Here is a 20,123-nt window from a genome sequence, read left to right on the forward strand (position 1 = left end):
CGCTTGAAGGGGTTGAAGTCGTTGGCAGACCTCCATGACGGTGAGCAGAGTCTTCTGCGCACTCTTGGGCGGTAAGGGATGCGGACGAGGCCCAGGCGCAGATTGCCCCGGGAGTCGAAGACGCCGCTGGTGCGCGGTGTGGGGAGAGAGTGTAGCTGTCACCGTTCGGGACTTTACCGAAGAACACGCCGAATTCCTTGGCGGTAGCGGCGGTTTCTTCCAGCGTGCCGACGCGCAGCGCTTCGAACGTCGGGTCGAACGATTTGACGTATTTGTCGAGCGCCATCTGTGGCGTGTCGCGCTCGGGGTCCAGGGTGATGAAGATCACTTTGCAGCTTTTCGCCATCGCGGACCATCCAGTTTTTCCAGCGGGACGGCGCGGGCCAGGGATTAGTCGGGCACACCGCCGGAGCGTTGAGTGAAGCCGAAGAAGACCATCGGCATCATGCCGCGATAGCTGGTCAGCATCTTCGTTTCGCCGTCGGCGTCCTTGAGCTTGAAGGTACGGCCCATGATCTTGTCGCCGAGGTCCTTGCCGTGCTCGCACGATAGCTTCGCTGCTGTCGCCGCAGCCGGCTCAACAGGCCGAGGCTCAACAGGCTCATGCCGCGCAGGACAGTGCGACGGGTATACAACGTACTCGTGGGGGGAAATCCTGTGTAGCGACGTGAAATCTGTGGCGGCTGATAAATCAGACGAAAAAAGCGGGTGGATATTAACAAACTGGTTGCGGTGCGTTGCTCATTGTCGGACCAGCGCTGGTACCAGTACAGCGGCAGAGTCGGCAGAAAAATGCGGATCAGTGGCCATAACGCGATCCCGTAGCAGCTGCCGAGCCCGCGAGGCTGCGTCTCGGCTGCGCAGCAGTCGTGAGATCGAGACAATGCGGTGTGTCAGGTTCACCGCGCACTCAGGGTTTACGACTGCTGCGCAGCCGAACGCAGCCTCCGCAGGCTCGGCAGCTGCCAAAGTCGGTGTTACGGCAGCTGCTACAAGATCAGCCGGTCATGAGCCATTCGATGTTTATTCGCGAGCGTCAGGAGGCTCGCTACGGCGGCAAGCAATGCACGACGCGTTGCTGCTGAATGCCTCTGTGAGCGTTGCGCTCAGCACAATATTCTACGGCTGCTAAGCTTCGACATTGCAGCGCCCGAGCCACTTCAGGGCGGGCGTTGCGCGTGGCCATGGAGTACGACGAGTGATTGTCGATAACCTGCACGGAGGCAGGCATATGGTGATCAAGCACGTTGGCAATTCAAGTGCCGAGGGTGTCCCTGGGCCACTTGATCGTGAAGAAATGGAGCGGGTATTGGCGCAGCTATTGGCCAGCCCGGTGTTTTCCAAGTCCCGGCGAATGGGCAGTCTGCTGCGCTTTCTGGTCGATCATGACCTTCAATGTCCGAACATTGCGCTCACCGAGCACGCCATCGGCCTGGCGGTGTTTCGCCGTGATCCGGCGATTTACTGTACAGGCGATGATCCGGTGGTGCGCGTGCAAGTGGGGCGGTTGCGACGCAAGCTCACCACCCATTACGCCACCACCGGCCAACAAGACGCGATACGCCTGAGCATACCGGCCGGGTGTTATCGACTGGCTTACCAGCGGCTCAGGCCCAAAGGGATCGCGACTCGCCATCCGGTCTTGCAGATTCAGCCATTCACCTGCATCACCCGCGACGGCGATGACTTCGCCCGGGGCTTGTGCGAAGAGTTGAGCTGTAAGCTGTTCGAGTCATTCGAGCAGACGCAAAGCCGTGGCAACCACGTATTGATGAAGGTCGCGCGCAACAGCGTCAAAGCCCCGGACCTGGTGAGGGCCGGGCGCGGCAGTTATTCACTGGAGGGCAGCGTGCGGGTTGAATCGACCCGGGTCCGGGCTTCGGTGCGCCTGATCGATATTGCGCAGGGGCGAATTCGCTGGTCAGAGCAGTTTGATCGCAATCGACCTTACGGCATCGCCACTCAGGAAGATTTGGCGGAGTCTATCTGCCAGTCATTGACCGGGTATTTCGCCCGGGGCGACGGTGACGCTTGAGAAAGCGGGGCAACCGCACGGTCGCCCCGGATGCCGTGTTACACGACGGTCCAGCTGCCGCCGGAGTAGAGGCGGGTGGCACTGTTGTCGAAGGTCAGGTCTATTTCGACGGATTGAGAGCGCGAGGTACTGAACATGGTGCTGGTCTGCACGTTCTGCTCGAACCACACCAAGATGGTTTCGACCGGGGTCAACACCGTGGATCCGGTGACGATCTGATTGGAAGCCACGTAGATCGGCGTGCTGACCTGTTTGCCATCGATGCCGGTGGACAATTGGCTGATGCCCGGGTGAATGGCTCCGTAGTTGTTTATCAGGGTAATAGACGTATCGGGTCCACCGCTCGTCGCCGAACCCAGCAGGCCGGAGAGTATCAAGCACTGACTGTTGGCCCAGGCCGATATTGACGATGTTGGTCGAGACATCCACTTGCACGTTGGCCTGGAACGAGTTGGAACCGAACAGCTGATATTGCGGGGTCCAGCTGAAGGTGCTGTTACTCAAGTAGGCGACATAGGACTGCCAGACCACGTTGTACGCTTCGGTGCCGACTTTCTTGGCAAAGCACAGTTTGTAGCCGGACTGTTTCAGCGTGGTCAGGTCGCCGGACGCGATCTGGATCTTCACCGACTTTTGCGTGGCCGCCAGGGTTGAGGTCAGGACCTTGCTGTAGTCGGAGGTTTTCAAGGCCGTTGGTGCGGCCATGATCGATTTGACGGCCGCCTGCACGTCATCATGCAGCTGTTTTTGATGGGCACTTACCGCAGTGGATTTACTCATGATTTCCCTATTCCTTGGAGTGATGTGTTAGGCAATCAATGGCCCTGTTAGCACATTGACGGCTTCACTGTAGGCGGGCAGAACAGGGCGGCGAAGTGTCTTGGCGTTACAGTCGCAGTGGTCATCAACACTGATTCGGACCGGCAGGTAACAGCTGGCGTAACGGGGTTGTATCAAGCCATGAAACAGCGTGGCGATCATTTGACCGCCTCGCCGTGGAACTGCATTGCCAATCACTCGTCCCTGTCGATTGGCATCACTGTGCAATGAAATCGCGAATCGCCTGAATAGTCGCTGCCGGCGCTTCTTCCATCAACCAGTGACCGGCCCCCGGTATCACCACTTCGGTCACGTTGTCCGCCGCATTGCGCATGACGATCGCCTCATTGGCTGCGAAGGATTTTTCACCACCGATGGCCAGCACCGGCATGCTCAACCGCGTCTTCATCGACGCTTCGTTGTCCGCCGCGTCCTGGCGAATGCTGCGGAACTGAGCGAAGGCCGCGTGCATGACGCCGGGGCGGGCATAGAGCTTGGCGTAATGTTGGCGGGTGGCTTCATCGACTTTGCTGCGGTCGCCTGCGAACTCGTTCCAGAACCGGTCCAGGTAGATGCGTTCCCGGCCTGCCACCAGGCGTTCGGCGTCCGGTCCGCCGAAGTCGAAGTGCCATAGCATCGGCGAACGCACGATATCGTTCCAGGGTGGAATGCCGGGTACCGGCGCGTCCATGACGACCAGGCGATCAGTCAATTGCGGATAACGCGAGGCGTAGGCGAAGGCGACCATCGTGCCGATGTCGTGGCCGATGACCACCGAATGCTCGATCCCCAGTGCCGCCAATACCCCGCGGATGTCACCGGCCTGGGTCTTTTTGTCGTAGCCGCTTTCCGGTATCGACGACAACCCCAAGCCTCGAAGGTCCGGCACCACGACTGTGTGGTCCTTGGCCAGATTCGCCGCCAGTGGCGCCCACATGTCACCGGTGTCGCCAAAGCCGTGCAGCATCACCACGGCAGGCCCCTTGCCGCCGACGCGCACATGGATCTTGACGCCTTCGACGCTGATGTCTTTTGTCTGGAACGCCGCAGGGAACGGCGTCACCCCAGCCTGCGCCGGGAGGCTCAGCGCAAGCAGTAAGGCAGTGGTCAGCAGGGTACGCAACATAACGGTGTCTCCCAACGTACGCGTGGAATGTCGCGTACCCCCCCAGCCTGAGCGGGATACCGATTGCAGCAGCGTAGACGGCTTTTCAAAGACAGATTTGCTGTCCGTTACTGGACACGTTTTTCCATGGTCTCTTTCAGTGCTTCGGTCACCAGTTCGCTCACAATCGGTTCTGAAGTCGAGCGCATCTCGCTGCCGACGGTGGCTTGCTGTGCTTTTACTTTTTCGACGTATTGTGAGGTCGGACCGTCCGCGACGAGCGAAGCCAGTTCTTCTTCAGAGAATGACTTTTCATAGGCCTGTGCCAGGTTCTCGTCCCATTTTGGCTGGTACTCGGGCAGCAATGCGGTGATTTCCTCGGAAACGATACGGTCGGCGTCGGCACTGCCGAGCTTCTCGGCAATCATCGAGTAGGACACCGTTCCCTGCGCCGTCGACATGGCAATGGCCGGGAGGTTACTGCCCATGTGTGCCTTGGCGACAAGTGCGCGTGCTTCATTCAGGGCCGGTGTTTCAGCGAAGGCGGGGCTTGAGAGTGAGAACAATAGGGTCAAGGCGATAGCGGCAGAAGCAGTCCAGTTCAAGTTTGGGCTCCATGAGTGATAGAGAAAAGGGACGTCAGAACAGCGTAGACCGAAAGCCGCGCTTTGCGACGGGCAGCGTTTTCCTATTGAGAGGTTTCGCACGCCAGGTCCGATTCAGGCCCGTTGCCCAACCATTCGTTTAATCAATAATCACCATCAAGGAATGCAAGTTCTGTTTTTTCGCCAAGGGAGGAGGATAGCTGCATACCGAACTCGCCTTTGAAGGAACCTGAGCGATGAAAATGTCTACCTTGCTGGCCTTTATCGCCGTATTCACCGGCAGCGTCGCCACCACCGTGCCGGCTTACGCGGCTGACCAGTCGTGCCATTTGCCGCCGGTCGCCGACAGTACAACCCATCTGCAACATGCCCAGACCGTTGGCGTGCTCTACAGTGAAAACACCCTCAACACCCTCCAATACCTTGAGCAGTACCATGCGGTGGCGGTGAACGGTGCGAAAAACCCTCAACTGGATTCGCGCATCAGCAACGCCTTCGTCAACAGTTCCGACCCGCAGCTTGCGATCAACTGGCTGATGGGCTCGCTGCAAAAAGAGTTCGGCTCGGTGACGGTCTACGACAACCTCGACGCGCTGGTGCAGGCACGCCCCGACGTGGTGGTGATGCTGGACACCTACAGCCGCCTGGTGTCCAAGCGCAACAATCAGGTTGAAGCGCGGTTCATGGCCAAGTTCTACGATGCGAACCTGCAGTACATCGGCAAGGCCGAAGGTTCACGCGCTCAGCAAATGCCTTCGGTCTGGGTGCATGGCAAAGCGGCCCCGGAGATTGCAGCGCAGATTGACCGGCAGACTGAACTGCAAGTGAATGCGCTGAAGCAGTTTGATGCTTCGCTTAAAGCGCTGGTGACTGCGGGCACTGTGGCGCAGGTGGCGAGTAACTGACTTTTAAGTTTGGTTCGTTGATGTGATCGCGGATTTAAAGGTACGCATTACAAGGATCTGTGCTTGAGGTTCTACCCAGCCGACCAAAATGCCACCGCGTTGAGTACCCGGATAGTGTTCGCAAGTGGATCGGACATCGCCCTCGGCCAAAGGGAATCCAGGATCATAAAGTTTCCAGGCATCGTGGACCCAGTCCTTTGCGCTATGCGCCAAAACACCATCGGATGTCGGGTGTGTGACATGCGTGCTGCCGTGTTTGTTGCCTTTACCGAAGGAGTAAATCAAGCGCCTATACGGCCCGTTGGGTTTGGGTATCTCGTTGTTGGAACTGAGAGTTGCTCCATGATGGGGGGCGATCAGTGCAATGGTGCCTTTAGGGGCCAGGCCGGTCATGAAGTGCTTGTAATCGCAATCGCCGGTGAGAATCCAGCTGCGTGCAATCGGGGCATGTTGATCTTCAATCGTCATGACTAACCCTGAGTTATTGCGATCATATCCAGAACCGCGCATGAATCGGAGGATGCGCCCGTCACCTAGTTGCGCCTTCCCGACGCTTTGTGAACCCTGAGGGCTGTAGATCAAAAACTCTCCTCTCGCTTTGCGGACATCGTTGGCGAAGGCAATGTGGGTAGGCCCCACCGTCTGCAAGGGGGCAATCCATTTTAATTTCAGCGCCGGGTATTCACCGAACACGTCAGCTATGTAAGCGCCGGCCCAGTGATCCTGAATCCCAGTGCGATAACACCACGGGCGGACTGCTGTAGAAACCAAACTCCAGATCCGCAGGTGTCGTGTGCTGGTTACGGTAAACCCCGGCACCGAGATCAAAGTAAAGCCTCGGTGCGCTGACACCCTGAACGGACTCTTCCAGAAGGGCGCAGGCATTGCCTTGGCCAACATCGAAGACCCCGAGCCATTCAGCCAGGACCTCCCTGCTCAAGAGCTGTTCGAAGTCATTTTGATCGATCCGCGGCAGGTGGCTGAGTGAGAAGATTGTCGACAAACTACGCGCTACCGGGGCTGTCACTAACGCTCCGTTCACAATGACAGAGGAGGGGCTCATTGAACATCCTGCGATAGAGGTGGCCCCTCGTACCCTGTTCACCGGAATCGCCTATCCGGGCTTCTGTAATCTGAAAATCTACCCAATGCTCTTCCATTGCCGCCAGCCTATGATCCAGGCCCTCGCCGTCCCCGGGAGCCGCCATTCCAAACCATTCCTCATCATTACGCAGTTCAATCTCCAGTCGATACACGTTCATGCTCTCAAAAGGGTTTGGCAGGCGTTCTTTTTGTTGACGCTCATAGAACAGACGCCAGAGTTGCGCCTGACCCGGACTGCCTTCAAGCGAGAACAACTCGTTTTCGATGCCCATCCTCTTTATCCAGTGTGCTTTCACCAGATCGAAGGCGACCAAGGCATTGCCACCGGCGTCCAGTTCGATATGGTCAAAGCGACCGTATGCATGGCTGGGGACGGGATCATTGTCTACGCCGTCCAGTGGTAGGAAATGACGGTTCATGGTGCCTCCTGCTCGATTGAAACAGCCCGGTAATCAATTCAACTCTTTCAAAAACGCTGACGCCGCAAACCCGTCAATCAACCCGTCACCCTGAAGATCAATACTCGACCATTCGGTATTGACCGGTTTCGCGGTAACCAACTGGCCGGGCTTCAAGCTGCTCACCACGCTGTACTCGGTACCAGGGCCACCGCGCAGCCTGAGGCTGGTGCGCGATATCACTTCGTGGGTAGCGGCGGCATGGGATGTCGCGACCACCGAGGTTTCGACCGGTAGAACGAAAGCCCCGAAATCGTTGGCGTGCTGGGGATTGATGAGGTTGTAGTCGAGGTCCAGGCCGCACAATTTTGCCGATGGGGCTTTTTGCTCGATGTGATAGGCACCGTTTTTTATTGCGTCTTTGGTCCCGCGAAATCCGGACGACATGGCCAGCCATACCAGTGAACACAAGCCGTTTTTTGTCAGCGCATTGGCCGTGGCGCCGGAGCCATAGATACCCACCCGATAGGCTGGCTGAGCACCGGAGATCTCGTTGAACGCCCGCTGCACCCCTTGGAAATAAGGAATGATGTCGCTGGTGATTTCGTTGGTGCTGGCATCGAAGTCGACAGAGAAATAGATCCCCGATCCCTCGGGTTGCCCGATGTCGTTGAGGGCGTATCGGTAGGCTCTGCGTCCCGCCTCATAGCCTTTGATTTCCGAGAAATCGGCGGCATTGTCCTGTCGTTGTTGAAACACCACGGCGATGTTCATGCCTTGCGCGCAAATGGACTGCGCCTCTATAAGCGTCAAGCACTTGTCTGGAAACGTTTTTGAGTTGCTGAAGTTGTAATAACGGATAACGGTTTTTACGTTTTCTTTCGACAGGCAACGGAGTTTTGTCGTGGTGTTGTAGGGGGTGTCGATAATGAGCATGATAAGTTTCCTTTCAGGGGAGCGCACTTTGCTAACTGCGTGAGCCGAGAAGTTTCGGCTCGGACATATATAAAAGGCGTGTTTTGCAAGTGCGTCAATATGCGAGGAAATTCATGTATGACGAAAGTTGTAAAAGTTATGAGTCAGTGTTAATTGGTTGTGACAAGGTTTGATAAAAAAATGAGAATATTTAAATATTTTGCACCGGTATTTTATATTTGTTTTGTTACTTGCCGGGCCGCAAAGTCCGGCAAGTTTTCAATTTATAATAAATCGTTATAAGCACTGGCCCTTCAATCACGCCGATTGCTACGCCGCGCCACACCCGAAACGCTGACCGGAGTAAGAGGGCGTCCTACGACGGCTTCGGCCGAGGAAATGACACTGTGTACGCCCGGGATCGATAGGGTTTCGCCAAGTTCGAGCGCTGCGACCAGAACAAAGCCCACCAGCACCAAGCCACCGGTTTTTATCAAGCCGTTCATTTGGCATGTCCTCGCACAAAGTTTTTCGGTAAGTCATCGCCGTTGGGCACGTCTTTCAAGTCGACTCTCTTGGCATCCGTCGAGTTATCAAAAGTGAAGTCGTCTGCGGCAACCTCTGTGCCCGTTTTCCAGTCACTCAACTGAATGCTGTACTGCGGACCACCCTCGACTTGTTTTGAGGTGATGACATAGCGGCAAGGGTAAGGACGCTCGCCTTGAGCGATCCAGATTTGCCAATCAACTTCCTTGGTTCTGAAGGCCAGGTGATCGCATTCGACGCCACCGATGACGCCGCTGCCCAAGTCTTTTATGTCGGTCACTCCCACCATCAACGCTTCCTGGGGGTTGGACCCAAACAGGTCGGCACCGGCTATTGGCCTGTCGTACTTAACCCTTAACTCATCAATCAAATGATCCAGCGTGCCGGTGATGGGCACTTGCGTATAGGCATTCACATTTTTGCCCAGCACAGTCAGCGTCTTACCGTCATACAGCATTTCGATATCTGCAAATCCGCCAGTGCGGATGTTGCGTATTTTGTCTGGCCGGCTGATTACCGTCGTGCCGGAAGCGGCGAGGGCAAGTTTCTGTTTTTCTTTGGTGACGACTTCAAAGTTGGTGTCGTAGTTGAACGATATGTTTTTTTGCGCTGACATATAGTCGGACATGTTCTTTAGCAAATTTTTGGCGTACGCCTCATCTGCCAGCGAAATGATCGGTTGGCTCAAGCCGAGAATCAGCGCCAACCCGGCGCCAGCGATGCGGACTGCCGAGGGTTCAGTTAACTTACGGGCGATCTTTTCCATGGAAGTTCACCGCTTCGGGAATGCCGGGTTGACCAGCGTGGAATTACAACGTTAGTTCCATCACCGTCATTGCGCCGCGTATTGCCCGACCGCTAATCGCATTTACTCAATGATCAAATCTGGTCGTTTGATCCAGCCCATGTTGTCTGTTTCGTGACTGTTGCCAATAAGCGAGGGGTCACCTGCCCATTGGCCGCACCGGTCCCTCCTGATTGTGTTTGCCCGCCTGTTTGGCTAACCTCGCACAAACCCGCAAAATCAGGCATAAACATGCAAGATCAGCATTCCATCGCCGAGCTCCCTTCGGTGCGCCGGCAAAAAATCCTCCTGATCCTCGAGCGCGACGGCAAGGTCATGGCCTGCGAGTTGAGTCAGCATTTTGCGGTATCCGAAGACACCATTCGTCGCGATCTCTCCGAGCTTGCCACCGCCGGCCTGGTGCAGCGGGTGCACGGCGGGGCGCTGCCGCGACCGAAAGACACGGGCAAGGATTTTTTCACTCGGGTCAGCGAAACCGATGAGGTGAAAGCGCAGTTGGCGCAACTCGCGGCGCGCCGGGTTCAGGAGGGGCAGATTGTGCTGTTCGATTCGGGCAGTACAACGCTGCAAATTGCGCGGTCGCTGCCCTCGGACATCTCCATCACGGCCATTACCGCGTCGCCGATGATCGCCATCACCCTGGCCGAGTACAAAGGCATCAAGGTGATCCTGGCCGGTGGGCAGCTCAACCCCGCGACGATGTCGGCCAGCGGGCATGAAACCCTGCGGCTGATCGAAGGCATCAAGGCTGATCTGTTGTTCACCGGTGTCTGCGCGATTCACCCGGACGTCGGCATCAGCTCGCTGCATTTCGATGAGGCGCCCGTGAAGCGAGCGATGCTTGCCAGCGCTTCACACGTGGTGGCGGTGATTACGGCGGACAAACTCGGGGCGGTGGAGCCGTTTGTGGTTGCGCCGTGCAATCGCATCCATACGCTGATTACCGAGCAACACGTGGCGTCGGGCAGCGTCGAGGATTATCAGCGGTTGGGCATTGAAGTGGTTCAGGTCGATGCCTGAGTTCAGCCATGCCCCAACGCAATCGCAAACGACACGACGATGAGGCAGGCAAAGGCAAAATTTAAATTCATGAGGGTATCGTCCGACTGATCCGAAAGGACGCCATCATGAATTCGTCGAAGAAAAATAAAAAATTCGGCTTCGTGATTTAAATGATCGAAGGAATTGATACCTGACCAGGCGCTCCGCTTGTTGCGCCTCGGCAGTCGTTGGCCAACCGCCTAAACCAGATACTTGCGAAACCACGCCACGGTACGGTCCCACGCCAGTTTCGCGGCGGCTTCATCGTATCGGGGCGTCGAGTCGTTATGGAAACCATGATTGCAGCCCGGATAAATGTAGGCCTCGTAGGTTTTGCCCGCTGCTTTCAGCGCTTGCTCATACGCCGGCCATCCTTCATTGATGCCTGCGTCCAGTTCGCCGTAATGCAGCAGCAACGGTGCCTGGATCCGGGGTACGTCTTCCGCCTTGGGCTGGCGACCATAAAAGGGCACGGCTGCCGCCAGTTCCGGATACGCCACGGCCGCGGCGTTGGAGACCCCTCCGCCGTAGCAGAAGCCGGTGATGCCGACTTTTCCGGTGGTCGCGTCGTTTTTTGTCAGCCATTCGATGCCGGCGAAAAAATCATTCATGAGCTTTTCCGGATCGACCTTCGCTTGTAGCTCCCGACCTTTGTCATCGTTGCCGGGATAACCACCGACCGAACTCAGGCCATCCGGGGCGAGTGCGATGAACCCGGCTTTGGCGACGCGTCGGGCGACGTCTTCGATGTAAGGATTGAGCCCGCGGTTTTCATGCACGACCAACACCGCCGGCACCTTGCCGGTGACTTTGGTCGGGCGCACGAGATAGCCGCGCACATTGCCGTGGCCCTTGGGCGAGGGGTAGGTGATGTACTCGGCGAGGATGTCCGGGTCGGTAAACTCCACTTGCTCGGCGAGCGCATAGTTGGGGCTCAGGGAAGCGAGCAGTGCGCTGGCGGTCAAACCGCCCAGGGTGAACAGTGCCGCACGATCGAGAAACTCTCGCCGATTGATCTTGCCATGGGCGTAGTAGTCGTAGAGTTCGAGCAGTTCGGGGGCGAAGTCTTTGGCGGTTAGGCGGTCCATAGGGGCGCTTCCCGTTTGGTCAGGATTTGAATCAGTAAAGCAGTGATTGTCTCAGGGGCACTTATTTTCAGTCGTTGCCTGAGCTTTGCAGGGCGTGGGTTCTGGGCACGTGTAGTACCAGGTCACCCCGATTGCAGCCAGGACGATCAATGTGGACAGGACATGGAATATTCGAACAGTCCGTGGTTTCACTGCTTGAACGACAAGCCTTTTGCCGACCGGGCCCGTTTCATCCGAGGCCAGCCTGACGGCTTCGCCGAATCTGCGAAGCTCTTTTTGTGACAGGACAATTACCCATTGACTGGCCATTGCAAAAATAAAGTAGCTGACTGCAATCAGCAGGTAGGTGGTAGCTGGCCATTTACCCTTGTCGCTTCCAATGGTGTAACCCAAGACAGCAATTGAGATGACCTGAAAGTAGGCCCACAGTTTATGGATGCTGTCGCTTTGCTTCTGATAAATGTCGAACGCATCTTTGAATGCAACGTCAGTCATGATTTAGCACCCCAGCTTAAACTTCGACCGACAGTGGGTTTTGTCGCCACAACCCGGACGTTCTTTGCGGGTCGTGGCAAACAAAAGGGCCTACCGACTAATGCCCACCCACCACCATATGACTGAACGGCGCCACATACGCCTGCAACGTCACCAACCCACCGACCAGAATCGCCAGCACGATGGAGTGGAAGAACACATAACGCAGAATTTCCCCTTCATGCCCGTACCAGCGCGTGGCGGTGGACGCGACCACGATTGATTGCGCATCGACCATTTTGCCCATGACCCCGCCGGAGCTGTTCGCCGCTGCCATCAGCACCGGACTGATCCCCAATTGTTCGGAGGTCACCCGTTGCAAGCCGCCGAACAGCACGTTGGACGCTGTGTCCGAGCCGGTCAACGCCACGCCGAGCCAGCCCAGGAGGGTGCCGAACATCGGGTAGAAAATGCCGGTCGCGGCGAAGGCCAGGCCCATGGTGGCGTCCAGTCCGGAGTAACGCGTGAGGAAGCCCAGGGCGAGCATCGCCGCAATGGTGATCAGCGAAAAACGCACCACCCACAGTGTTCGCAGATACTGGTGAATCAGCTGCGGGATGGAGTAACCCATCAGCAGGCCACCGAGGATTGCCGCCAGCAAGATGCCGCTGCCGGTGGCGGTGAACCAGGTGAATTTATAGATCGCTTCCTCGGTTTTCGGTGCCGGCACCACGGGCGGCACTTTCTCGACTTGCAGGTGCAGCGTGGTGAACGTCACGATCGGGGCGAAAATCGGGTTGGCCTCGCGCATCGGTTTGCCTTGCGGGTCGAGCTTGGCTGCGCTGGTTTGCGGATCGATGGCCGGGCGGGTATCAAAGGTGTTTTTGAAACCTTGGGTGCCCCAGATAAAGACGAACACCGTGAGGATGATCCACGGCATCCACGCGCGCATCACGGCAGGCTTGGCATCACTGGCAAACGTCGCGCTGGGTGCGGTTTTCTGTTCATGCTCGGCATCGATTTTCGAGTTGTCGACGCGCCCGGTCAGTGCGGCCGAAGTGTGCACCGAGGCCGGTTTCCACACTTTGAGAAAAGCCGTCAGGCAGGCCATGGAAATCAGCGCGGCGATGACGTCCACGAGCATCGGGCCGTGGTAGTTGGACACGAGAAATTGCGGTATCGCGAAGCTGACCCCCGCCACGAGGATCGCCGGCCAGATTTCCAGCATCTTGCGCCAACCGGCGAAGGCCCAAATCAACCAGAACGGCACAAGCACCGAAAAGAAGGGCAACTGCCGGCCGACCATCATCGACAGCTCCATTTCATCCAGCCCGGTCACTTTGGCCAGGGTGATGATGGGCGTGCCCAGCGCGCCGAAGGCCACCGGTGCCGTGTTGGCGATCAACGCGAGGCCGGACGCGGCGAGGGGCGAGAAGCCCAGCCCGATCAGGATCGCACCGGTCACCGCCACCGGCGTACCGAAACCGGCCGCGCCTTCGAAGAAGGCACCGAAACAGAAGGCAATCAGCAGCAACTGCAGGCGTCGATCGTCGGTGATGCGTGCAATGGAGTCCTGCAGCACTTTGAACGAGCCGTTTTCGGTGGTCAGCCGGTGCAGGAAGATGATGTTGAGCACGATCCAGCCAATCGGCAGCAAACCGTTGGCGGCACCGAACAGCGCGGCCGAACCGGCCATGTTCGCCGGCATACCGAAAGCGAAAATTGCGATCAGCAAGGCGGACGCCAAGGCGAACAATGCGGCCATGTGCGCTTTGATGTGGAAAAACGCCAGGGATGCCAGCATCACCACCACCGGCACTGCCGCCATGAGCGTGGAAAGCACCGGGTTATTGAAGGGGTCGTAGACTTGTTGCCAAACCATGTTCCACCTCTGCTTCTTATTGTTGATCGTGCAGGCCCCGGGCGGTGCTGGTGGGGAAGGAGTATAGGTGGCATTACGCCGCTGTCTCGGCAGGTTCATCGCCGTGACCACCGGGTGCCGTCCGACGATGAACTTCTACTACGCTCAAAAAGAATGACTGGCCCGATCCATTCACAATGAGAGGGGAGACAGCGATGACTGAACGCCACGAGGAACACAAGGAGACGCTTTCCAACGGATGCTCGATCAGGGTCAAGGCCGAGATACTGAAAGACGGCTCCCTGAAAATGTTGATCGGTGTGTACCGGCCGGACGGTTCGGTCATTGAAGAGGACCACCATCCGTCGCCGCACCTGTTGGACATGGAGGACGCGATGGACTGGGCCATCGAAAAAGCCAAAACCGTCGGTAACAGTCAGCAAACGCTGTAAGAGCGGTGCAGCACCGCTCTGACCGACTCGGCTACTGCGTACCGAACATGGCCGTCCAGTAAATCCCCGAATCGCTTTTCGGGTCCACCGCGTAAGCCGCGCCCAATTCACGGAACTGCGGATTCATCAGGTTGGCGCAATGACCGGGGCTGGCCAGCCAACCGTCGACGACCTTGCGCACGGAGTCTTGCCCGGCGGCGATGTTCTCGCCGATCTGCTGATAGACATAGCCCGCCAGTTCCGCCCGGTCTCCCGGCGTGCGACCGTCGCGGTCCTTGTGATCAAAATAGTTGTTGTTGGCCATGGCCCGCGAGTTGGTTTCGGCGGCGGACGCGAGGGTGGCGTTCCAGGCCAGCGGCGTGGTCGCGGTAAATGGCTGGCCGCCGCACTGACGGGGTGTACTGCGCGCGGCGTTGAGCTCGACCAACAGCTTCTGGCCTTCGGCGGCGGCATCACCCAGGCGCGCGGTCAACAGGGGGCGGGCGAGCACGATGCGCCAGTCGGTGCCTTGGCGGCTGACGCCGATGTCGATGAATTTCGGGTCCAGCACCACCTGGCAGAAGCTTTCCTGTACCGCCATCATCGCCGCTTGCGCATCACGCGGGCCTTTCAGGGATATCGCTTGCACGTTGAACATCGGATACGACGCACGCACCATGGCCTGCTGCAAGTCGACCTGTCCGCTGGCCGGCAATACCAGACGCGGATCGCTGGTCAGCGGAGGCAACTCCGGCGAGACCTGACCGCCGCAACGCTGCGACAGGCTGCGAAAGGCGTTGATCGAATCGGCCAGTTGCGTTTCTTCGGACGCCATCGCCGTTGCGGCAAGCATCAGACCCAACGACAACCCCGACAAGCGCAATGCGGATGATAAGACGTGCATGGAAACCCCCTTGGACGGACTGCGCCCATGATGCGCGAACTCCCCCGGTACAAGGCAATGGCTTTTTGCAGTTTGTTGCTCAGTAGCTGACATGATTTGGCTACTACACTGTTCCGACACCTCCCAGAGTGTTTTCACCATGTCCAGCAAATGGATAGCCGTGCTTCTCACTGCTGTGCTTTCCGCCGGTTACGTCGTCGCGGATGAGCAACAACAAAAAAAGCAGGTGGCGGAAGGCAAGGCGCAGGTACTTGAACAAAAGGCGGCGGAGAAGGGCAGTGATGCGCCGGTGCCCAAGTCCGAGACCATCACCCCGTCCGAAGTCCAGGCGGTCGACCCGGCCGGCAAGTCCCCGCTGGACGATGCCATTACCTGCATGGCCCGCTCTATTTACTGGGAAGCCAAAGGCAAGGATTCGGCCGACATGGAAGCGGTGGCCAACGTTGTCATGAACCGCCTCGGTCACGAGGGTTTTCCCGACACCGTGTGCGCAGTGGTCAAGCAAGGCTCCGAAACCAAGCGCTGCCAGTTCTCCTGGTGGTGCGACGGGAAATCGGACTCGGTCCAGGAAGAAGGCCAATATGCGGTGGCCAAGGAAATCGCGCGCAAGGCGCTGAACAAGCAACTGCCTGATCACACCGGTGGAGCGATGTACTTCCATGACAAGACGGTGAAACCTGACTGGGCCAAGGAGTACATCAAAACCGCGAGTATCGGGTTGTTTACGTTCTACAAGCCGCATGACGGGTCGGCGAAGTAAGTCGGCCGACCCTGAGGCTCCAGCGCTTTAAACCTCACGCCCATGCGCTACCGCGGCCAGTTGCCCGGTATCGACCCGGACAAACACCGAGTCGCCCACTGCCGTGAGCACGTCGTCGGCGTACACCTCGCAAATCACCCGGCTCTTGCGCCCGACGTCACCCTCGACCCTGGCGCGCAAGGTGAGCGCAACGCCCATCGGTGTCGGTTTGATGAACTTGATGCCAAGGCTGCCGGTGACGCAGTCGATACGCGGCAGTGAGCCAGGCTCGCGGTTTTCGGCCCGATAGTGGTAAGCCATGGCGGTCCAGTTCGAGTGGCAATCAACCAACATCGCAATGAGCCCGCCGTACACCAGATCCGGCCAGCCACAATATTTGGCCTCGGGCAGGTGCTCGGCGACCACGTGTACCCCATCGGCATCCCAGCGGCTTTTGACGTGCAGCCCGTGAGGGTTACGGCTGCCGCAGCCGTAGCAAACGCCATCGGGTGCGGCGCTGTCCTGCATGGAAATATCGAGCATGGTTGTCCCTTGTTGTGCTTGAAGTCCGTTGCGATTAAACCGCTGGAGCAAGGGGAAGTCCATTGGCGTCATGCGCTCGGTGGAACGCCCTGATGGGATGTCAGAACTTCGCGTAGTTCAACGCATCGACAATGGCGGAGCCGCCAATACCGGTCAGCGACAGCAACAACGCACGAATCAACGGGTCTTCGGAGTAGCGGGAGAACGAACCGGTATTGAGCGTCGCGATGCGGTCGCGGATCATCTGGAATTTTTCGTAATAGCCCGGCTTTTTGGGGGTCTCCAGCAGGTAGGCATCGATACGCTGCAGTGCCAGCGTACGAGCCTTTTCGGCCGCCCGACGGAGCGACAGTGCGGACGCGAGCAGGATCAGCGTGGTCAGCAGGAATGAAATGACCACGCTGGGGGGCGTCGGCCAGTTGTCGAACTGGCTGCTGCGCGATGCCAACAGAATCAACATGACCACCGTCGGGGCATAGATCAGGCGGCTGACCGCTGAGGTGCGCTTGGCGATCAGTTGCAAGTCCACCCATTCATCGATGCAGGGGTGTCTGAGAACGCCAAAGATTTTCCCGTGTTCCTGCTGCAGCTTTTCGGGCCAGATCGCGTGGTGATTGCTCAGGTGCCGTATGAATCGTGTCAGCAGCAGGTTGGCATCCACGACCCAGAACACCAGCACCTGGAACGCCAGGGTCGGGATCAGCCAGACGAACATCCACATCATCGATTGCCCGCGCACCGGAACCTGTTCCATTGGCCAGATCACAAACAAGACGCTGGTGACCACGATGAACACCCAGGTCGCGAGCAGAGCGCGCAAGAGGCGGGCGCCGAACGCTCCGCAGATGCAGTGCTCACCCCAGAAGCGTGCGATGGAAATCATTTTTCGTTCGTCGTCGCAGTTGGCCTGGATAGTTGTACAAGTCTTTGACCAGTTGTCATTGGTACTGACCAGCGGGAAAAAAATCAGCAGCAGGAAATACCCAAATTCATTGCACCAGCGACGAAAGTTCCAGCGCCTTCCTTTATGGAAAAAGTGCAGTACCTGGCGGCACAACCCCAATCGATACCTGCGCATGAATGCGTGCAATTGGTAGGCGCGTTCTATCTCGACCCTGTTGACGCGCAGGTTGCGCCAGCCCCATGCCAGTGCCGAAATGGAGATCAGCACGGCGGCGACGCGCAGTCCCACCGTCGGCCAGGCACTGATGCCTTCAAACAGGAACATCGGCTCGCCGAACCCAAAGTTTGTCAAGGGGCCGCGCTTTTGGTACGCCAGCATCAACGCGAGGACAAATACGACGAGGGGGACGACGATGTACCACGATGGGGAATCGTACACGCCGCTGCTGGCGCTGGCCGTCGCGTTATTGTCTTGTGCCAGCCGCTCGAGGCGACGGATCCGGTTTGAGGTGATGATGCCCAGCAGGATCAGCAAAAACGTGCCCCAGAGAAACCCGACATACCAGAAGTGGGTGGCGATAAATGCACAGGCTACCGCGATCATATACAGCGTCATGGGCACGCCGCGTGCCCAGGCCAGCTTCGTTTGTGTGGCCATTTCCGGCCCCGAGATCCAGCGCCAGACGACGAACCCGGCCAGTAGAAGAAGGACAAACGTCAGCGGTCCGGCCAAGAAAAGCGATTGAGTACTTTTGAAGTGCTCGCGCACTGACTTGGAGGTTCCAGGGTAGGACAGGGGTGACGGGTCTTGAAGGCAGTCTAAGGACATCAAATCGTGCGGATGTATTTCTTGATCCGAACGGTTCGACTCGGACTGTACGTTGCATTTCTGTGTGCGCTTTTGGTCTATCGGGCTCGCCAGCGGAATAAAACCGTTGATGCCCACCTCATAAATGCCGGGCAATAGCTTCGATGTTGAATAGTCGAATTTCTCTCGCTTGTCATGGAACGATTGCGGCGCCAATGCCGCCTGAACGGCCACAAACACCGAACTTTGCAGGCTGTCGCGAAATGGCGGCACGTCTTGCTGCAGGACGCGCGTCAGGGTCAGCCCATAAGGTGCCGCCAGTATCAGGTTGCGGGTGGTTTCCGCCTGACCTCGTTGCAGCATGCGCGCGTCGAGGTCCGTGGAAAAATACAGTTTGTAAGGCATTCGACTCTTGAGCGCCTGTAACACCAAGAGTTTGTCGTAGGTATCGACACCTAATATGCCGATTGCGCCAATGCCGGGCATGCCGTCTCGTCGATAGGCTGCGTCCTCGCGTGCGATGTGGTCGGCAAGGCGTCTCAGGTAGTCGAGCTGGGAGTTTCCATCGGCTTTCTCCAGTGGGCTGAGGTCAAATTTGCCGGCTTCCTTGTTATTTTTGCTGGCATCGCTGCTGGCGGTTTTGTCATTGCTCGCGGCTTCCTCGGGGAGGCGTCCGTCGAGGCCCCGTAGATAGCTGAAACGCAAAACCCATTTGTCGACAAATGCCTTGTCGCCTTGTTCACTAAACCCTGCATTGTCGGCAACCCAGGTCTTGAAACTTTCGATCAGTGCGCGGCTATAAAAGCTGTCCCATTCGGAAATCAGTGCGATTCGGTCTGGCGCAAGCGACCAACTGCTCTGTACGCAAGTTTCTCCGTCTCGCTGCAAGCCGCCTTCTTTATTGCAATGCAGGCTGGTGGCCGGATCAACATTGCGCAGCTTCAGTTCCGCCAGCATCAATTGCGCCATGGTGCCGTCGTCGTTGACGGTGCGCAGCAACTTCATGGGTTGTTTGTCTTGTATTGGCGGCTCAGGAACATTGAGGCGGTTTTTCAGTGTCAAATTGTTCGCAGTGGCCAGGGGCGAGTAGATCTCGACATTGGGTGTTGCCCGGGCGTTGGCGTCATCCTGATACATAGCCCGCAGCACGGTTGAGGTGGCGGGGCCGATGACTTTCAGAACAGTGCGATTGTCAGGCACGCCTGTGCAGGCCAATGGGTAACTGCTTTCGAGAGTGCTACACGCCAGGCTCTGGCGCAGCTTTTCCAGTTGCTGCAATGGCTGTGAACCCAGTGCGTCCTGTTTTAGCCAGAACACGATGGTCTGCTCGGCGGGCTGGGGGGCGCCGGCAAGGGGTTTTGGTGGGTCGAATGGATTGGAAACGAATATTTCATACGGCACATCGATGAAGCGCTGGTTCGGCGAAGGATCTACCGACAGATCGGCCGCCAGCCTCAAACAATGAATGTACTGCTCTTGATCCGGCACCCGTTGAGAGTTTTTAAACCCGGCAAGCAGGGCATATCGAGTGCGGCGTCGGCGCTCGACTTCGTCAGCGTAGGGGCCACCTTCCACCAGCGAAACCATGATGTCGGGCGGGGTGGGCGCTCCGGGCGGCGGGGAAACCCTGGGCGCGCATAAATTCGCGGCATCCGGACTATCGATGTCGTTAAGTTTCTTGCGATAACGCTCCAGCGCATCAAACGGGTCCTGCCATAACCGCGCTTCGATCGGCAACTGCGCTTGAAATTGTGCACCGATGGGGCGCGGTTCAAGGAACGGTTCGCGGGTCAGTGCAAACGTAGAGACGACCAGACTGAAGATGACTGCGCTGCCCGGCAGCCAGAACGCCAGGTTAGTACCGGAATCCTTGTTGCTGTCCATGGCCCATCCCTCGAATGGCCGACGCTACTAGGTTATTTATAGACCTGTTTTACAAGTTGGTTTTGTTGAGTGCTTAGTTCTTTTAGTTGAGCGTGTTATTGCCCTGTAAGTTGTAACGTGGCCAATACACAAGTATGAAATTTAACGCGAAATAGAACGGGTTGAGGAAGTTGCATAACGGCATTGTTCGATCCATTGATCGCAAAGCCT

General features: G+C 57.6%; 20 protein-coding genes and 2 pseudogenes. 7 read left to right on the top strand and 15 right to left on the bottom strand.

The window, feature by feature from the left end:
- Positions 1–24 precede the first annotated feature (24 nt).
- A pseudogene (locus tag AB4N76_RS26745) lies at positions 25–605 on the bottom strand (SCO family protein); the annotation flags it as partial.
- Positions 606–1,019: 414 nt separating this feature from the next.
- On the opposite strand from AB4N76_RS26745, the gene AB4N76_RS26750 reads away from it, so the two are divergent.
- Positions 1,020–1,085, top strand: a complete 66-nt coding sequence (locus AB4N76_RS26750; RefSeq protein ID WP_460164644.1) for a hypothetical protein — start codon at positions 1,020–1,022, stop codon at positions 1,083–1,085.
- A 146-nt stretch (positions 1,086–1,231) separates the two neighbouring features.
- On the top strand, positions 1,232–2,035 hold the full coding sequence (locus AB4N76_RS26755) for a hypothetical protein (protein ID WP_077430319.1): 804 nt from the start codon (positions 1,232–1,234) through the stop codon (positions 2,033–2,035).
- Positions 2,036–2,073: 38 nt separating this feature from the next.
- Here AB4N76_RS26755 and AB4N76_RS26760 read toward each other — a convergent pair.
- From AB4N76_RS26760 to AB4N76_RS26770, 3 genes and pseudogenes are all read right to left on the bottom strand, one after another.
- Positions 2,074–2,815 (bottom strand): annotated as a pseudogene (locus AB4N76_RS26760) (hypothetical protein).
- Between the two features lie 256 nt (positions 2,816–3,071).
- Positions 3,072–3,980 carry an alpha/beta fold hydrolase gene (locus AB4N76_RS26765; RefSeq protein WP_046027681.1) on the bottom strand — a complete coding sequence of 303 codons (909 nt, stop codon included), beginning with the start codon at positions 3,978–3,980 and terminating at the stop codon, positions 3,072–3,074.
- A gap of 107 nt (positions 3,981–4,087) precedes the next feature.
- Positions 4,088–4,564 carry a DUF2059 domain-containing protein gene (locus AB4N76_RS26770; protein WP_046027680.1) on the bottom strand — a complete coding sequence of 159 codons (477 nt, stop codon included), beginning with the start codon at positions 4,562–4,564 and terminating at the stop codon, positions 4,088–4,090.
- Positions 4,565–4,800: 236 nt separating this feature from the next.
- On the opposite strand from AB4N76_RS26770, the gene AB4N76_RS26775 reads away from it, so the two are divergent.
- Positions 4,801–5,469, top strand: coding sequence for an ATPase (locus AB4N76_RS26775; RefSeq protein ID WP_258668009.1), 669 nt, complete (start codon positions 4,801–4,803; stop codon positions 5,467–5,469).
- 3 nt (positions 5,470–5,472) lie between these two features.
- Here the strand turns inward: AB4N76_RS26775 and AB4N76_RS26780 are convergent, their stop codons facing one another.
- Positions 5,473–6,162: a hypothetical protein gene (locus tag AB4N76_RS26780; RefSeq protein WP_460163776.1), complete on the bottom strand. Its 690-nt coding sequence runs from the start codon at positions 6,160–6,162 to the stop codon at positions 5,473–5,475.
- Positions 6,163–6,262: 100 nt separating this feature from the next.
- On the opposite strand from AB4N76_RS26780, the gene AB4N76_RS26785 reads away from it, so the two are divergent.
- Positions 6,263–6,457: a hypothetical protein gene (locus tag AB4N76_RS26785; protein ID WP_460163777.1), complete on the top strand. Its 195-nt coding sequence runs from the start codon at positions 6,263–6,265 to the stop codon at positions 6,455–6,457.
- Between the two features lie 16 nt (positions 6,458–6,473).
- On the opposite strand, the gene AB4N76_RS26790 is transcribed toward AB4N76_RS26785, so the two are convergent.
- The 4 genes from AB4N76_RS26790 to AB4N76_RS26805 all read right to left on the bottom strand — a co-directional run bounded on the left by AB4N76_RS26790 (position 6,474) and on the right by AB4N76_RS26805 (position 9,198).
- On the bottom strand, positions 6,474–6,992 hold the full coding sequence (locus AB4N76_RS26790; RefSeq protein WP_460163778.1) for a hypothetical protein: 519 nt from the start codon (positions 6,990–6,992) through the stop codon (positions 6,474–6,476).
- A gap of 33 nt (positions 6,993–7,025) precedes the next feature.
- On the bottom strand, positions 7,026–7,907 hold the full coding sequence (locus tag AB4N76_RS26795; RefSeq protein WP_052961858.1) for a DUF1906 domain-containing protein: 882 nt from the start codon (positions 7,905–7,907) through the stop codon (positions 7,026–7,028).
- A 293-nt stretch (positions 7,908–8,200) separates the two neighbouring features.
- Positions 8,201–8,392: a hypothetical protein gene (locus AB4N76_RS26800; RefSeq protein WP_077430316.1), complete on the bottom strand. Its 192-nt coding sequence runs from the start codon at positions 8,390–8,392 to the stop codon at positions 8,201–8,203.
- Positions 8,389–9,198, bottom strand: coding sequence for a DUF2092 domain-containing protein (locus AB4N76_RS26805; RefSeq protein ID WP_460163779.1), 810 nt, complete (start codon positions 9,196–9,198; stop codon positions 8,389–8,391). Before AB4N76_RS26805 ends, AB4N76_RS26800 begins: the two co-directional genes overlap by 4 nt.
- 270 nt (positions 9,199–9,468) lie before the next feature.
- Here AB4N76_RS26805 and AB4N76_RS26810 point away from each other — a divergent pair, with 270 nt between their 5' ends.
- Positions 9,469–10,257: a DeoR/GlpR family DNA-binding transcription regulator gene (locus AB4N76_RS26810; RefSeq protein ID WP_046027676.1), complete on the top strand. Its 789-nt coding sequence runs from the start codon at positions 9,469–9,471 to the stop codon at positions 10,255–10,257.
- Between the two features lie 221 nt (positions 10,258–10,478).
- On the opposite strand, the gene yghX is transcribed toward AB4N76_RS26810, so the two are convergent.
- The 3 genes from yghX to AB4N76_RS26825 form a co-directional block, all read right to left on the bottom strand.
- Positions 10,479–11,366, bottom strand: coding sequence for a YghX family hydrolase (yghX, locus tag AB4N76_RS26815; RefSeq protein WP_460163780.1), 888 nt, complete (start codon positions 11,364–11,366; stop codon positions 10,479–10,481).
- A 51-nt stretch (positions 11,367–11,417) separates the two neighbouring features.
- Positions 11,418–11,861 (bottom strand): hypothetical protein, encoded by a 444-nt coding sequence (locus AB4N76_RS26820; RefSeq protein ID WP_046027673.1) that lies wholly within the window; start codon positions 11,859–11,861, stop codon positions 11,418–11,420.
- Between the two features lie 97 nt (positions 11,862–11,958).
- Positions 11,959–13,722, bottom strand: a complete 1,764-nt coding sequence (locus AB4N76_RS26825; protein ID WP_046027672.1) for an L-lactate permease — start codon at positions 13,720–13,722, stop codon at positions 11,959–11,961.
- A 194-nt stretch (positions 13,723–13,916) separates the two neighbouring features.
- Here AB4N76_RS26825 and AB4N76_RS26830 point away from each other — a divergent pair, with 194 nt between their 5' ends.
- A complete protein-coding gene (locus AB4N76_RS26830) occupies positions 13,917–14,153 on the top strand; it encodes a hypothetical protein (RefSeq protein ID WP_046027671.1) in 237 nt (78 codons plus the stop codon).
- Positions 14,154–14,184: 31 nt separating this feature from the next.
- Here the strand turns inward: AB4N76_RS26830 and AB4N76_RS26835 are convergent, their stop codons facing one another.
- Complete coding sequence (locus tag AB4N76_RS26835; RefSeq protein ID WP_109784619.1) at positions 14,185–15,036, bottom strand: CAP domain-containing protein; 852 nt, start codon at positions 15,034–15,036, stop codon at positions 14,185–14,187.
- A gap of 139 nt (positions 15,037–15,175) precedes the next feature.
- On the opposite strand from AB4N76_RS26835, the gene AB4N76_RS26840 reads away from it, so the two are divergent.
- Positions 15,176–15,796, top strand: a complete 621-nt coding sequence (locus AB4N76_RS26840) for a cell wall hydrolase (RefSeq protein ID WP_460163781.1) — start codon at positions 15,176–15,178, stop codon at positions 15,794–15,796.
- A 27-nt stretch (positions 15,797–15,823) separates the two neighbouring features.
- Here the strand turns inward: AB4N76_RS26840 and AB4N76_RS26845 are convergent, their stop codons facing one another.
- Both AB4N76_RS26845 and AB4N76_RS26850 read right to left on the bottom strand, forming a co-directional pair.
- Complete coding sequence (locus AB4N76_RS26845; RefSeq protein ID WP_046027667.1) at positions 15,824–16,318, bottom strand: PaaI family thioesterase; 495 nt, start codon at positions 16,316–16,318, stop codon at positions 15,824–15,826.
- Between the two features lie 100 nt (positions 16,319–16,418).
- Positions 16,419–19,913 (bottom strand): hypothetical protein, encoded by a 3,495-nt coding sequence (locus AB4N76_RS26850; RefSeq protein ID WP_460163782.1) that lies wholly within the window; start codon positions 19,911–19,913, stop codon positions 16,419–16,421.
- Between the last annotated feature and the right edge of the window lie 210 nt (positions 19,914–20,123).

It is taken from the genome of Pseudomonas sp. S2_F03 (assembly GCF_054668335.1).

Bases quoted from the DNA above. Each gene is read 5' to 3' on its own strand.
- AB4N76_RS26755 (WP_077430319.1), top strand. From the start codon at position 1,232: ATGGTGATCAAGCACGTTGGCAATTCAAGTGCCGAGGGTGTCCCTGGG.
- AB4N76_RS26765 (WP_046027681.1), bottom strand. From the start codon at position 3,980: ATGTTGCGTACCCTGCTGACCACTGCCTTACTGCTTGCGCTGAGCCTC.
- AB4N76_RS26775 (WP_258668009.1), top strand. From the start codon at position 4,801: ATGAAAATGTCTACCTTGCTGGCCTTTATCGCCGTATTCACCGGCAGC.
- AB4N76_RS26790 (WP_460163778.1), bottom strand. From the start codon at position 6,992: ATGAACCGTCATTTCCTACCACTGGACGGCGTAGACAATGATCCCGTC.
- AB4N76_RS26795 (WP_052961858.1), bottom strand. From the start codon at position 7,907: ATGCTCATTATCGACACCCCCTACAACACCACGACAAAACTCCGTTGC.
- AB4N76_RS26800 (WP_077430316.1), bottom strand. From the start codon at position 8,392: ATGAACGGCTTGATAAAAACCGGTGGCTTGGTGCTGGTGGGCTTTGTT.
- AB4N76_RS26805 (WP_460163779.1), bottom strand. From the start codon at position 9,198: ATGGAAAAGATCGCCCGTAAGTTAACTGAACCCTCGGCAGTCCGCATC.
- AB4N76_RS26810 (WP_046027676.1), top strand. From the start codon at position 9,469: ATGCAAGATCAGCATTCCATCGCCGAGCTCCCTTCGGTGCGCCGGCAA.
- yghX (WP_460163780.1), bottom strand. From the start codon at position 11,366: ATGGACCGCCTAACCGCCAAAGACTTCGCCCCCGAACTGCTCGAACTC.
- AB4N76_RS26820 (WP_046027673.1), bottom strand. From the start codon at position 11,861: ATGACTGACGTTGCATTCAAAGATGCGTTCGACATTTATCAGAAGCAA.
- AB4N76_RS26825 (WP_046027672.1), bottom strand. From the start codon at position 13,722: ATGGTTTGGCAACAAGTCTACGACCCCTTCAATAACCCGGTGCTTTCC.
- AB4N76_RS26830 (WP_046027671.1), top strand. From the start codon at position 13,917: ATGACTGAACGCCACGAGGAACACAAGGAGACGCTTTCCAACGGATGC.
- AB4N76_RS26835 (WP_109784619.1), bottom strand. From the start codon at position 15,036: ATGCACGTCTTATCATCCGCATTGCGCTTGTCGGGGTTGTCGTTGGGT.
- AB4N76_RS26840 (WP_460163781.1), top strand. From the start codon at position 15,176: ATGTCCAGCAAATGGATAGCCGTGCTTCTCACTGCTGTGCTTTCCGCC.
- AB4N76_RS26845 (WP_046027667.1), bottom strand. From the start codon at position 16,318: ATGCTCGATATTTCCATGCAGGACAGCGCCGCACCCGATGGCGTTTGC.
- AB4N76_RS26850 (WP_460163782.1), bottom strand. From the start codon at position 19,913: ATGGACAGCAACAAGGATTCCGGTACTAACCTGGCGTTCTGGCTGCCG.